Source organism: Streptomyces sp. Z423-1, assembly GCF_013009255.1.
GTDB classification, from domain to species: domain Bacteria; phylum Actinomycetota; class Actinomycetes; order Streptomycetales; family Streptomycetaceae; genus Streptomyces; species Streptomyces gossypiisoli.
The window spans coordinates 6,103,870-6,117,022 of sequence record NZ_CP053109.1; the positions used below are offsets into that span (position 1 = coordinate 6,103,870).

Sequence of the window (13,153 nt, forward strand, 5' to 3'; positions counted from 1 at the left end):
GGCCAGTGCGTAAACGCGGCGGGGATCCAGGGACGGTGATCGTTCTTACCTGGGGAGATCTGTCGGGGTGTCGGTTGTGCTGAAGTTGTCGCCGCGCCGACGGTCCGTGCCGGGAGGCGCGGGCTGACCGGGCAGAAGTCAGCGGAGGTCGTAGTACCAGCCGGGATGGCTGCCGGTGCGTGGCGGGCTGGGAAGGGCCGAACATCGAGTGGAACGGGTGATGTGGTGGTTGCTCGTGCTGGTCACGTGGATCGCAGTAGGTCCGCTTCGGCGGTGCCGACCGGGAAGGGACCGGTGCATTCCGGAAGTGTCCTGGCGGAGCGTAGTGGCCGGTCGGCGCACTCCACGGAGGACGTTCACCGGGAGCGGGAGTCTTCGCTGTGGGAGTTGATGCTCTCGAAGGAGAACCTGCTCGCGGCGCTCAACCGCGTTGAAGTGAACCGGGGTGCTCCCGGGGTGGACGGCATGACCACGGCTGAGCTGAGGCCGTGGATCGCGGTGCACTGGCCCGAAGTCCGGGCTGAACTCGACGCGGGCATCTACCGGCCGGCGCCGGTCCGACAGGTGATCATCCCGAAGCCTGGCGGCGGTGAGCGGATGCTGGGGGTGCCGCGGGTGCTGGACCGCTTGATCCAGCAGGCCATCGCGCAAGTGCTCGTGCCCATCTTCGACCCGCAGTTTTCGGGGTCGTCCTTCGGGTTCCGTCCCGGCCGGTCCGCCCGTCAGGCGGTCCGTGTCGCGCGGCGGGCCATCGAGGACGGACACCGCTGGGTGGTGGACCCTGATCTGGACCGGTTCTTCGACCGCGTTCAGCATGATGTCCTGATGGCGCGGGTGGCGCGCAAGGTCGATGACCGCAGGGTCTTGAAGCTGATCCGTAGGTATCTGGACGCCGGGATCATGGTGGGCGGCGTGAAGATGCCGAGCGCGGAGGGGACCCCGCAGGGATCTCCGCTGTCGCCGGTCTTGTCGAACATCATGCTCGACGACCTGGACCGGCAGTTGTTCAAGCGCGGTCACCGGTTCGTGCGTTACGCCGACGACGTTCGTGTCTTCGTGCGGAGCAAGCGAGCCGCTTGCCGGGTGCTGGCCTCGGTCACGGCCGTGGTCGAGCAGCGGTTGAAACTGAAGGGCAACCGGGACAAGTCGAAGGTGGTCCCAGCTTCTGTCATGACGATGCTGGGGTTCGGCTTCTATTTTGCCCGGCGTGGGAAGGTTGGGATCCGCGGCGATCCGAAGGCGGTCGTTCGTCTGAAGACGCGGCTGCGGGAGCTGACCTCGCGCCGGTGGAGCATCGCGATGAACGAACGTATCGCGAAGATCAACCGCTCCACCGTTGGCTGGATGGGCTACTTCCAGCTCGCGGACGGTGCGCATCTGTTCCGCGAGCTGGAGAAGTGGCTGCACCGCAGGATGCGGCAGATCCGTTGGAAGGAATGGAAGATCCCCCGGGCCTGCCGGGCCATGCTGCGCAAGCTCGGGTTCAACGAGCAGTTCTCCCGTGAGTGGGGGAACAGCAGCAAGGGCTACTGGCGGATCGCGGGCTCCCCGTTCTCGCGCGGGCACTGCCCAACTCCTACTGGGACGACCTCGGCCTGAAGGCACTCAAGCCGACCTGGCAACGGTTGAGATCAGCTTGGTGAACCGCCGGATGCGTGACCCGCATGCGCGGTGGTGTGGTAGGAGGGCCGGGCGACCCGGCCCTCCTACCCGATTCGACGGCAAGGCCGGCTCGGTCGTGTCGGATCCGCGCGGGCGGTTGTCGGATCCACGCGGGCGGTCAGCGTTGGGTAAGGCAGATTACTCGGCTCGCAGGAGCGGCATACATGTGACCGCATGTCAGTGGTGGGGGGACCGGAGAAGGCAGGCGGCGGTGTACGCGCTGTGACTGCTGCCGATGAGCGGAGACAGGAGCAGCATGGCCGTACAGCATCGGCGGCGCAGAGGGTGGTTCGCGTGCGGAGCGGTCGGCGTGGGCGTGGCAACCGCCTTGGCGCTGGGACCGGGAGACACCTCGAGCGTCGGGGCGGGAAAGACCATCGCGAGGCCTGTGCCATCGGCGATGTTCACCGGCGAACCGTCCGTGTTGCCCGCACCACCCGCACGATCCGCCACGCTCCCCGCTTACGGCGCCTACCTCGACTACTCACCCCGCGGCGTGGTCCTGATGGGCAGGCTCAGCCGGTGGCTGCGCGGCGCCGACCTGCGCGTGGGGCACACGTATCTGCCGGGTGACCGCTGGAGCAACATCGAGGGTGCCCCACGCTTCCTCGACTACTGGGCGGCCTGGCGTCGGGAGAGTGCCGACCGGATCCTTGTTCTCAACGTCCCCATGCTGGAACGCAATGAGGAGCGCGCCTCCGACGCCGAGGTCCGTCACCTGCTGCGCCGGGGCGCTGCCGGAGAGTTCGACGTGCACTACCGCCGCCTGGCCGAGCGGCTGGTCGAGTTGAGGGTTCCGGACACCGTGCTCGTTCTCGGCTGGGAGATGAACGGCACCACGTACACCCATCGGTGCGGGCCGGACCCGCAGGCCTGGAAGAGGTACTGGAACAGGATCGTCACGACCATGCGCTCCGTCGCGGGCCAGAGATTCCGGTTCGACTTCGCGCCGAGCCGCGGCCGCGACGCCATTCCGTGGACGGAGTGCTATCCCGGCGACGACACGGTCGACATCATCGGCATGGACTCGTACGACCAGCCACAAGGGATGTCATTCGACGAGCAGGTGATGGAGCCGTACGGGCTGCAGGAACACGTGGACTTCGCGAAGGCGCACGGCAAGCCCATCTCGTATCCCGAATGGGGTCTGTTCCGCAACAGCGACAACGCGGAGTACATGCGGCGCATGCTGGCCTGGATCGATCGGCACAAGCCGCTGTACAACACGCTCACCGACTACTGCCCGCACGGCGTGTGGCAGTGCCGGGAGAACCCGAGGGCGGCCGTGGTGTTCCGGTCCGCGCTCCTCGGCCGTACCGAACCCGGGTCGATGCCTGAGCCCACGCCGGTGCCCCTACCCCCGAACTGCTCGCCGCTGGACCTGGGCGACTGGACCGAGTACTGGCTGGGCGGAAAGTTGTGCCTTGACTTGAGCTGGTGGTCGCGCATTCGGTGACCCCGCTGTCCCTCCTGCCGAGCCAACGGCAGCGGGAGGTTCGGGACCTGCCGTCACTCCGTTCCGTGATCCGCGCACGAGTTCCCTGACCCGGCTGCGCGCGGCGACGTGGCAGGCGACTGCCGACAGCAGTGGGGAGGTGCGCCGTCGGGCCATTAGCAAGCGCTGGTTGACCACGGCCTCGGGGCACCAGCGGTGCTTGTACGGTTCGTCGCCGCGCAGGAGGCTGAGTGTGCCGCGCTCACCGGTGGCGGCGTGCCGGGCGGACGCGTCCAGCAGCATCACGGCGATGTCCGCCTTCACCTCGCGCAGCAGGGGATGGACGCCGTACAGATAGCAGCCCGCCAGGCGCGGAGACAGCAGCGTCAGGTCGACGGCCACCACCTCGCCGTCCAGCAGGAACTCGGTGACCACGGCGTCGCCGGCGCGCACCATCGCGCCGCCGGCGCGCACGAGGTGTTCGGCGAATCGCTCCCGAAGGTGCTCCGGGGTCACCCGGCGGCCCTGCCACTGCAGCCGGTGCAGCGCGAGGAGCCGCCGCAGCGCCGTGCCCGCCTCGTCGGGAGCCGCGATCCGGCGTACTACACCCAGTGCGTTCAGCTTGCGCAGCTTGGACTTCACCCGCTGGGCCTTCCCCCCCGGCAGCCGGGCCACCAGCCCCTCCATCGGTACGGCGGGCAGTTCCAGACAGAGTGAGTCGCGTACCCGGCGGCGCGGTCCCCGCCAGTGCTCGTGGACGCGCTCTACCGCGCTGCCCGGCCGTACCTCCCGGAAGTCGATCAGCGTGGTGCGGGCGGCCGCCGACAGCGCCTCGGCGAGCAAGGCCGCCGCCCGGTCGGCGTACTCGTCGTCGAGCAGCACGTCCCCGAAGTCGGAGATCGCCCCGCCCAGCGGGACGAGCCGGGGCAGCGGAGGCCCAACCCGCATCAGCGGTGCGGCGCCCCGCAGTTCTCCGCCGTCGCGCACCAGTACCAGCCGCAGCCGACCGGGTCTGCCGTAGGACGTCCACCACGAATGCAGCCAGGTGTGGCTCTGGAACGGAGTCGCCGTACCGCATCTGCGGTATAGCCGCTCCCAGAGCGGGCCGAGCGCGGCGAACTCCCGCTCGTCGGTGCACAGGTCGGCCCACAGAGTGTCATGGCGGGCCTGCACCACCCCGCTCATGAGTGACTGTGCGCGTCGGCCGCGGTGGCCGGTGCGGGGACGACGGCCGGGCGTGTGTCGCCTGCGGTGGTGCGGCGCGGGCCGATGAGCAGTGCGAGGCCGCCCAGCAGGCCGCCCGCGCTCGCGCCCACCAGGCCTGTCAGCACCGGGGAGGCCGAGGACGGCTCGGTGGGCCTGACTGCGCGGGAGAACTGCTTGAGCCCGATTTGGGTGGCGTGCTTGGTGCGGTCGGCGTGGTGGATCATCGCGCGGGTGACCGCGTTGGCCATGTCGACGGCGAGATCGGCGCGTGCGGCGGTGGCCGTCACGGCGACCATCGGAGCGTCGGGGGAGGTCGCCGACCGCACGCTCTGGCGCAGCGTCCGCACTGGCACGCCCGCCCACACCTGGGCGTCTGCGAGCACCGCGAGCTGTGTGGCGACCCGGCCGTATGCCTGGGCCACGCCCAGCGCCGCCTGCGGGTCCGACTTCGCGGCCGGTACGGCGACGACGTACGCCGTGGCGGAGTAGGCGGGCGGAGTGAGGGCGCCGTACGCGCCTCCGGCGAGGCCTCCGGCGAGGGTGCCGACCGCGAGCAGGGACCACGGCGGCAGCGCCCCGAGACGCTGGAACACCGGACGCCGCCGGGGCGCGGCTGCCGGGGACGAAGGGGACTCTGTCGCGTGGATCGTGGAGGTCATCGGGTCTTCACTTCCAGGGGTGACGGGGACGAGCAGGAGACAGCCGCCGTGTACACGTCCATGAGTCGTACGGCGCTGCGCGTGATGCAGTAGTGATGGGCGGCGGGGGAGGCGGGGCGGCTCGGCGGGAGCGACCGTCCGGTCTCGCCCGGGACGCGTGCTTCGGTCAGGGCGCGGGCGAATGCGTCCGCGCCGCCCCGCACCTGGCGGGCCCCGGCGGCCAGGTGGGGCGGCAGGTCCTCGACGGCCGGGCAGGAGGCGTACAGGACCGGCAGGCCCGCCGCCAGGCCCTCCACGACGGCGAGCCCGAAGGCCTCGTCGGGGCTGGGTGAGGCGAGCACGTCCATCGCGGAGGTCAGCGCCGGCAGATCGGGACCACGAGAGCCGTCGGGCACGTAGGGCCGCTCCCCTGTGAACAGCACCCGGTCGGCCACTCCGGCCCGCTGCGCGGCGTGACGCAGCTGGCTCTCCTGCGGTCCGCCGCCGACCAGCAACAACCAGCAGTCGGCAGGTAGTCGGGCGAGGGCGCCGATCAGGACGTCGAATCGCTTGCCACAGGCCAGTCGGCCGATGCCGCCGATGACGTACGCGCTCTGGGGCAGCCCGAGTCGGCGGCGGGTGTGTTCACGGACGGCCAGGTCAAAGCGGAAGCGGGCCACGTCGATGCCGTTGGGTACGATCCTGATGCGCGATTCGGGTACGCCCCAGTGCAAGAGCCGGTCGGCCACCGCGGCCGAGACCGCGACCGTGACGCGGCCCAGTCGTTCGCCGGCCAGGTACAGCGCGCGCACGCCGAAGCTCAGGGCACGGCCCTCCATCTGCGTGCCGCCGAGGGAGTGCTCGGTGGTCACCACGGCCCGCACGCCCGCCAGGCGCGCGGCGACCCTGCCGTACACGCCCGCCCGGTACAGGTGGGTGTGCACGAGGTCGTAGCCGCCGGACCGGATCAGGTGGACCAGGCGGGGCAGTACGGACACATCCCGGTTGCCGGTCATGCCCAGGTGGACGACGCGGACGCCGTCCGCCTTCAGGCCCTCGGCGACCGCGCCGGGGTTGGTGAGCGTCACGACGTCACAGCGGGCGGGAAGGTGGCGCAACAGCAGTCGGAGCTGCTGTTCCGCCCCACCGACGCCGAGGCCGGTGATGACGTGCAAAGCCTTCAACTCATGTGCTTCGTGCGGCGCCAAGAGTTACACCCCCTCGACGGGGCGGCGGCGCAGCCGATGTTTGAGGTACAGCCGCCAGGCGGTGTCGTTCTCGCCGACGTGGACGCGGGGGATGGCGAAACGTCCGCCGAGGTGGTCGGGATCGGTGGCACAGCCGTAGGCGTAACCGGCTGCCCTTACCGCGGCGACCGCGCGGCGGTCGAGTCTTCCGTACGGGTAGCAGAAGCCGTGGACGTCGGCTCCGATCACTTCGGAGAGCAGGGTTTTGCTGTCGCTCACCTCGGAGCGGAGCAGCGCGTCGTCGGCCTTGGTCAAGTCCACGTGGGTGAGGCCGTGCGAGCCGATCTCGATGCCCGCGGCGGCGGCGTGCCGGATACCCAGCGCCGACAGCAGCGGCTTGCGCGGGCCCAGCGGGTCCCAGGCGTTGTCCCTGCCCAGCCTGCCCGGCAGCACGAACAGGGTGGCGCCGCAGCCGTGGCGGCGCAGCAGCGGCAGGGCGTGCGCGACGAAGTCGGCGTACCCGTCGTCGAAGGTCAGGCCCACCAGGTCCTGGCCCGCGCCCCGGGCGCGCGCGGTGAGCAACTCGCGCACGCCGACGCCGCGCAGGCCCCGGCGGCGCAGCCAACCGAGCTGCCGGTCCAGGCGTCCGGGCGAGACGGTGACGCGGTACGGGTCGTTGGAGCAGTTGCTCACGGAGTGGTACATCACCACCCACGGGGGCGGGCAGGATCTGCACAGGGGGGTGGCGGGTGCAGGGCCGGAGAAGGATGCGGGGTCAGCGGACACGAGCATGCGGAAACCTCTGGGAGACGGTACGGAGTGCGCAGAGGAGTCCCTGCTCGCCCGGTGCCCGGGCGAGCAGGAGGAAGACGACGGTCACGGCCGTGCCGCCGGCCGCGAGCCCGAAGCTGGGGGAGCTGATGCTGTTGGTGCACAACCAGCCGATGCCGCAGGCGCCCGCCGCCGCGCGGATCGGCCTGCCCATCCCGGCAAGCAACCGCCGGGTGCTGATCGGCACGCTGCGCGCCTCCATGCCGTGCAGCAGGAGCAGAGCGGTCAGGGTGATGCCGGCTGCGTTGGCCGCCGCGATCCCCAGCACGCCCCACGAGCCGACCGTCGCCGCACCGCTCAACGATGTGACGGCGACGCCCGCGGTCATGGCGGCCACTGGGTACCAGGTGGGCCGCCTTGCGGAGAAGTACGACCGGACGAGGGCGCCCACGAGGGTGTGGCCGAGCAGGCCGAGCGCGTACACACGCATGACCGCGGCGGTGGCCGCGGTGTCGTGCGCGGTGAACGCGCCTCGCTGGAAGAGCAGATGGACGAGTTGCGGGCCGCACGCGACGATGGCCGCGGCGCCGAGCAGTACGACGCGGGAGACCACCTCCAGATCGCGCTCGACGCGGTCCCGGGCCCGTTCGGTGTCGCCTTCGGCCAGCGCCTGAGCCACAACCGGAAAGGTGACCGTGCACAGCGTCAGGGCGAGCTGCATCGGCATCTGGGCCACCTTCTGGGCGTAGTTCAGATGCGAGATGGCCCCGGAGGGGAGCGTGGAGGCCAGGAACCGCTCGACGAGGACCTGGGACTGGCGGCACAGGGCGAAAAGCACGACGGTGCCGACGAGGACGTAGCCCATGACGCGCCGGGACGCCTCCCCGGCTGCAGCGGCTGCCTCCGAGGTCTTTGGCGTGCGCCTCAACTGCCGTACCAGCGGGGGAAGCTGGGTGACGACCATGAGCACACCGCCTACCGCAACACCGACCGCCGCAGCTCGTACGCCCCAGCGTGCGCCGAGGAGGAACATCGCCGCGATGACGGCGGAGTTGTAGGCGACGTAGATGGCCGCGGGAGCGACGAACCGGCGGTGTGCGCGCAGGGCCGCGCTGCAGTAACCGGCCAGCCCGAAGGTCAGGACGCAGGTGGCCGTGAGCCGGGTGCAGTCCACCGCGAACCGCGGATCGGTCAGCCCCGGCGCCAGTGCCTTGACCAGGTACGGCGCCCCGCAGACGAGCAGCACCGACACGACGGCGAACGCCAGCGACAGGCGGGGCAGCGTGGCCCGGACCAGGGCGCGCACCGGGTCGCCCGCGCCGCTCCGGGCCCGGCGGGCCAGGGCCGCACTGAACGCCGGTACGAGCGCGAAGGCCAGCCCGTCCTCGATCAGCAGGGTCGCCGCGAACTCGGGCACGGTCCAGGCGACCAGGAAGGCGTCCGTCTCGCTTCCGGCCCCGAAGAGTTGCGCCAGCACCTGGTCTCGGCCCAGACCCAGCACGGCACCGATCAGGGAGAAGGCGACGGTGACGAGCGCGGCCCTGGCGAGGAAGCCCTGGGAGAGGGGTCTGGCATCGTCGGCGTCCGGGTGGCCGGCGCGCGCCGGGGGGACGGGGGCGTCGGTCCGTGGTGGAATGAGCGTCATCGTGCCGCTGCCTTCTCGGGCACGCCGGGACCGGGACGTGTCAGCGCCCACCACGCCGACAGCCCGAGGCAGACGGCGGTGAGGATGGTCGCAGGGCCGCCGATGTCGGCGTACGCGAAGTTGATCAGGTGCCAGATCAGCAGTCCGCAGGCGACGAGAGCGCAGTCGAGCCCGGGGTCCTGGGCCCGCCGGGCCCGGAGCAGGTTGCGCAGTCCCAGCACCAGCAGCGCCAGCCAGCTCCCCGCCAGCGTGAGCACCCCGATCAACCCCTGCTCGCCGAGCACCAGCAGGTACATGCTGTGCGGCGACAACAGTGGCTGCTTCCGGTACGTCGCGCCCGCGCCCTCCGTGTCGCTGCCCGAGGACAGCGCCAGTGAGGCGTGCCCGTCGCGGTGCTCGGGGAAGCCCTTGAGGCCGACGCCCGTCAGCGGCCGCTCGCGCCACATGCCGGTGGCCGCCGCCCACAGGGCGTACCGGTCGGCGACGGACTGGTCGGGTGCCTCGGCGACCTGACCGATGCTGCTGAGCCTCTCCTGGAAGAGCGCGGAGCCGACGCCGAACCCGCCGACGAGGATCACGGTGACGGCGGCCACCACCGCGCTCACCCGGACCGCACGTCGCAAACCCGCCAGCACCAGTTGCGCCGTACAGGCGAGGGCCGTCGCGATCCACGCCCCCCGGCTGAAGGACACCGCCAGCGGCACCACCAGCAGTAGGGCGCACGCCAGGGCCCACACCCGTTGCCGTTCGGGCGCGGAACCCAGCACCAGCCCCACTGCGCACACCAGCCCGAGAGCGACCACGGTCGCCATCGCCATGATGTCGCCGGGGCCGTAGGTGCCGACGGCACGGAGCTCCCGGCCCATGTACGAGGCGCCGGTCCCGGTCGCGTACTGGTGCACTCCGATGGACCCCTGCCACATCGCGAGTGCCACCATCGCCCAGGCCAGCAGCCGGACGTCGCGTCGGTCGCGCACCAGTAGCAGGACGGCGGCCGGGACGAGGACGAAGATCTGCAGATGGCGCAACAATCCCGTGACCGCCGCGTCCGGGACTCCGGCTGCCACCGCCGCGACCGTGATTCCCACCACGGGCAGACCCAGGACCACGGCCGCTGTAGGCGACAAGTCCCGCCGCCGGAGGTACAGCAGACGTACGGCGCAGCACAGCACGACGACACCGGATGCGGCGTCGGCGGAGGTCGTGCCGCCCTCACCGCCCAGTGCGATGGGCCGCGCGAGGAGGGCGATCACCGCGACCACCGGCAGTACGGGGGTCAGCGCGCGCTTGGCGGGCAAAGCGTATGCGTGGCGCACCCGCGCTCAGCTCCCCGTGGGCCGGACTAGCGCGGTGGCGGTGCGCAGCAGGATGCAGACGTCCTGCCACAGCGACCAGTCGTCGATGTACGCGTTGTCGAACCGGGCTCGGTCCTCGATGGAGGTGTCGCCGCGCAGCCCGTGGATCTGGGCGAGCCCGGTGAGGCCGGTCCGCATGCGGTGGCGGGCGGCGTAACCGGGGTACCTCTGGCTGAACGTGGCGACGAAGTAGGGCCGTTCGGGGCGCGGCCCGACCAGGGTCATGTCACCCCGGAAGACGTTCCAGAGCTGCGGCAGCTCGTCGAGCGAGGTGCGGCGCAGGAAGCGGCAGAAGGGGCGCATGTTCCGCTCGCCCGCCACGCTCCAGCGGGTCGCCGCCTCGTGCGGGTCAGCGGGGCGATGGGTGCGGAACTTCAGCATCGTGAAGGGGCGGCCGTCCCTGCCGACGCGCTCCTGGCGGAAGATGACCTGGGGCCCGTCGCTGCCCCGCAGCACGATCGCGCAGACCAGCAGCACCGGACCGGTGAGCAGGAGCAGGATCCCGGAGGCCAGGACGTCGAGGGCCCGTTTGGCGGGGCTGTCGGGCCATCGGCCGACAGCCAGACGACGGCAGGAGAAGCCCGCGATCCGCTCGCGCGGGAGGCGGCCGCAGGGTGTGTGTCCGGCCTTCCCGTACGCCATGCCCGCGTCCCGGTCGTAAACCGGTACCTCCGCGTCGACCTCCCAGAGCACGCAGCCCGTCTCGGCCAGTTTCCCTAGGAAGGAGGCGTGTTCGCCTGCGGAGCCCACCATGAGCACGGCCTTCACGTTGTTCTGGACCACGGCCCGCTGTGCCTCCTCCTCCGTGCTGAGCACCGGCAGCCCCTCGCCGCCGGCCGCGCAGCCGGAGAGGACTCCGACCGGCCTGAGGCCGCACGCAGGGTGGCGCAGGAACGCGGCGGCCACCCGCTGAGCCGTGGCGGCCGGGCCGACGACGAGGGCCGCGGCGGGGTGGCGGGCCAGCGTCCTGCGGCGGTGCCAGTGCACCGCTCCGCGGCCCGCCCAACTCGCCGCGGACTGTAGGGCGCAGCCGGTCAGCAGCGTGCGCGCGGACAGGGCGTGTGCGGGGGAGAGCGCCGCCACCAGGGAGGCGAGCGCGCACCAGCTCACCGCGATCCGTGCGCAGACAGCGGGGAGTTCATCAAGGACGGTGGGCGTGGCGAGGGAGCGGTACAGCGCCGCCTGGGCGTTCAGACAGAGGACGGCGAGCAGCAGGGGCGCGGTCAGCAGGGGGTGCGGGAGTGCCGGGGCGGCGGTGAGCGCGGCGGCCGCATCCATGGTGAGCAGGGGCAGCCCGGTGGCGCGCCGTCTGGCGGTCCGCCGCCCGGCAGGTAGCCGCAGGCCGTCGGCGGCGCTCCGTGGGTGGATGACGGAGACGGGCGGGCCTGTTTGCTCCGGTGGCCGGTCTGAAGGGCCACCAGGGGGAGGTACGGTTCGTTCGGCGGTCACGAGCGGATCGACTCCCTGCACTCGGTGGGTTCCGCGCGGTGGGTCACCGTGCGCCGGGCATCCAGCAGTTCGAGGTAGAGATCCGTGACCGCGTCGGCCGAGTGCCGCACGTTGTGCGCGGCCAGTACATGGCGGCGCCCCTGGTCACCGAGCGACTCGCGCAGCGGCGGGTCGAGCAGCATCCTGGTGAGAGCGTCGGCCAGGGGGCCCGGTTGGCCGGCGGGTACCAGACAGTGCGCTCCGTGATCGGGCGGCAGGCTCTCGCGTGCTCCGGCCACGTTGGTGACCACTGTGGGACGCCCGCACGCCATCGCCTCCAGCGGGGCGAGCGCCATGCCTTCCCAACGGGACGGCAACACCACCACATCGGCGGCCTGGTACCAGGGGACGGTATCGGCGACGGCCCCGGTGAACAGCACGCCCTTTGGCGCCCGGGACCGCAGAGGCCGCTTCTGCGGCCCGTTCCCGACGAGCGCCAGCCGGGCACCGGGCACCCGTCGCTGCACCGATGACCACGCTTGGAGCAGCACGTCCTGCCCTTTCTGACGGCACAGCCGCCCCACACAGACCACCAGCAGAGCGGCCGGGTCCAGGTCGGCGAGCGGTGCGAGAGCCGGGCGTGCGGCGCCGACGGCGGCGGGGTGGAAACGCTCCGGATCAATGTTGTTGGGGATCACTCGCCAGCGGGCGTGCACTCCCGCTTGTTCGCCTCGTGCGTGCTCAGCCTTGCTGACGCACACCACGTGAGTGGTCCAGCGCGCCGCCCACCGTTCCCACGCCGTGGCGACCGCCGCGGTGAGCCCGCCGACCGCCTCGAACGACCAGGCGTGCGGTTGGAACACCGTCGGGATCCGTCCCCGTACTGCCAGTCGGGCCGCCAGTCCCGCCTTGGCGCTGTGCGCCTGCAGCACATCGGGCCGCACCTGTTCGACGAGGCGAGCGAGGCGGAGCACCCCACTGGCGAGCGCAGGCCCGGGTGCCCGTGTGGCGGGCCAGTGCCGTACGTCCGCGCCCAGTTTCCCCAGTGCCTGTCGCAGCTCTCCGTCGGGGCATGCGACCGTGAGGTCCAAACCCACCGCGCGCTGGGCGCGCACCAGTTCGGTGACCACACGGGCGACACCGCCGTCCACCGGCTGGGTGGCGTGGAGGACACGCCGTGAAACCTCCGGCCGCGTCGCCCCGCGTGGCGATCCGGAGGACCGGCCGGCCATCACCGTGCGGAACGGCCCGGAAGGCGACCACCCTGATCTGACGTGTAGTCAGAGACGGCGGGCCTTCTGTGCGCCGTGATGGAAAGATTTCTGGAGTGACGCATGACCGACGTTGCTCCTTCGCAGCAAAACATCAGGTTGTTGGTTGGTTCGACGCGTCACTCTATCCCGATATTCATGACATATCGGATAAGACACCATATGTTTTGAAGCGGCAGGACCTTGTGGCAGGTGTACCGTCCGGCTGTGTCGCGCCCCGGCCGGCAGTGCTTCTTCTGGCGCTGCTCGGAGAGGGGGGAATCGCGGTGTTTCCCCCGGATCCCGTCCTCCCCGAGATGCCGATCCGACTGCCTTTCGGCGGGTCACCTCATTCCCTTGCTCATGCGAGGACGAGAAAGGCGGATAAGGCATGCCCTGCAATAGGGTGAACTTTCGTGTGACAGGCCGGAATTCGCTGCGCAGGGGTTACCGCTACGTCCGAGACTCGTTGAAGACGGAGAAGCAATTCTCTGCGGTGACTTTCGAGTCGCCGGAGTAAGGAACATGTTGACGCCTCTGAAGGCTGCCGCCGCCGTCGGGTCGGACCGAGCCGAC

At 71.1% G+C, this 13,153-nt stretch carries 10 protein-coding genes; 2 read left to right on the forward strand and 8 right to left on the reverse strand.

Annotated elements, in window-relative coordinates:
- Positions 1 to 390 precede the first annotated feature (390 nt).
- Positions 391 to 1,599 carry a group II intron reverse transcriptase/maturase gene (ltrA, locus tag HJD23_RS27460; RefSeq protein ID WP_206326308.1) on the forward strand — a complete coding sequence of 403 codons (1,209 nt, stop codon included), beginning with the start codon at positions 391 to 393 and terminating at the stop codon, positions 1,597 to 1,599.
- 463 nt (positions 1,600 to 2,062) lie between these two features.
- Positions 2,063 to 3,118, forward strand: a complete 1,056-nt coding sequence (locus HJD23_RS27465) for a glycosyl hydrolase (RefSeq protein ID WP_232107672.1) — start codon at positions 2,063 to 2,065, stop codon at positions 3,116 to 3,118.
- On the opposite strand, the gene HJD23_RS27470 is transcribed toward HJD23_RS27465, so the two are convergent.
- The 8 genes from HJD23_RS27470 to HJD23_RS27505 all read right to left on the reverse strand — a co-directional run bounded on the left by HJD23_RS27470 (position 3,017) and on the right by HJD23_RS27505 (position 12,559).
- Positions 3,017 to 4,282 (reverse strand): GNAT family N-acetyltransferase, encoded by a 1,266-nt coding sequence (locus tag HJD23_RS27470; RefSeq protein ID WP_171116480.1) that lies wholly within the window; start codon positions 4,280 to 4,282, stop codon positions 3,017 to 3,019. The two genes, HJD23_RS27465 and HJD23_RS27470, sit on opposite strands and share 102 nt — an antisense overlap.
- Entirely contained in the window at positions 4,279 to 4,962 is a 684-nt protein-coding gene (locus HJD23_RS27475) for a lipopolysaccharide biosynthesis protein (protein WP_232107666.1), read from the reverse strand. Before HJD23_RS27475 ends, HJD23_RS27470 begins: the two co-directional genes overlap by 4 nt.
- Positions 4,959 to 6,125: a glycosyltransferase gene (locus HJD23_RS27480; RefSeq protein WP_171116478.1), complete on the reverse strand. Its 1,167-nt coding sequence runs from the start codon at positions 6,123 to 6,125 to the stop codon at positions 4,959 to 4,961. Before HJD23_RS27480 ends, HJD23_RS27475 begins: the two co-directional genes overlap by 4 nt.
- A gap of 27 nt (positions 6,126 to 6,152) precedes the next feature.
- Complete coding sequence (locus HJD23_RS27485; protein ID WP_171116476.1) at positions 6,153 to 6,833, reverse strand: polysaccharide deacetylase family protein; 681 nt, start codon at positions 6,831 to 6,833, stop codon at positions 6,153 to 6,155.
- A 70-nt stretch (positions 6,834 to 6,903) separates the two neighbouring features.
- Positions 6,904 to 8,544, reverse strand: coding sequence for a lipid II flippase MurJ (locus HJD23_RS27490; protein ID WP_171116474.1), 1,641 nt, complete (start codon positions 8,542 to 8,544; stop codon positions 6,904 to 6,906).
- Positions 8,541 to 9,842: an O-antigen ligase family protein gene (locus HJD23_RS27495; RefSeq protein ID WP_197972502.1), complete on the reverse strand. Its 1,302-nt coding sequence runs from the start codon at positions 9,840 to 9,842 to the stop codon at positions 8,541 to 8,543. The genes HJD23_RS27490 and HJD23_RS27495 overlap by 4 nt, the downstream gene beginning before the upstream one ends.
- Before the next feature lie 24 nt (positions 9,843 to 9,866).
- Positions 9,867 to 11,348, reverse strand: coding sequence for an exopolysaccharide biosynthesis polyprenyl glycosylphosphotransferase (locus tag HJD23_RS27500; protein WP_171116469.1), 1,482 nt, complete (start codon positions 11,346 to 11,348; stop codon positions 9,867 to 9,869).
- Entirely contained in the window at positions 11,345 to 12,559 is a 1,215-nt protein-coding gene (locus HJD23_RS27505) for a glycosyltransferase (RefSeq protein ID WP_171116466.1), read from the reverse strand. Before HJD23_RS27505 ends, HJD23_RS27500 begins: the two co-directional genes overlap by 4 nt.
- Positions 12,560 to 13,153 lie beyond the last annotated feature (594 nt).

Bases quoted from the DNA above. Each gene is read 5' to 3' on its own strand.
- ltrA (WP_206326308.1), top strand. From the start codon at position 391: ATGCTCTCGAAGGAGAACCTGCTCGCGGCGCTCAACCGCGTTGAAGTG.
- HJD23_RS27465 (WP_232107672.1), top strand. From the start codon at position 2,063: ATGTTCACCGGCGAACCGTCCGTGTTGCCCGCACCACCCGCACGATCC.
- HJD23_RS27470 (WP_171116480.1), bottom strand. From the start codon at position 4,282: ATGAGCGGGGTGGTGCAGGCCCGCCATGACACTCTGTGGGCCGACCTG.
- HJD23_RS27475 (WP_232107666.1), bottom strand. From the start codon at position 4,962: ATGACCTCCACGATCCACGCGACAGAGTCCCCTTCGTCCCCGGCAGCC.
- HJD23_RS27485 (WP_171116476.1), bottom strand. From the start codon at position 6,833: ATGTACCACTCCGTGAGCAACTGCTCCAACGACCCGTACCGCGTCACC.
- HJD23_RS27490 (WP_171116474.1), bottom strand. From the start codon at position 8,544: ATGACGCTCATTCCACCACGGACCGACGCCCCCGTCCCCCCGGCGCGC.
- HJD23_RS27505 (WP_171116466.1), bottom strand. From the start codon at position 12,559: ATGGCCGGCCGGTCCTCCGGATCGCCACGCGGGGCGACGCGGCCGGAG.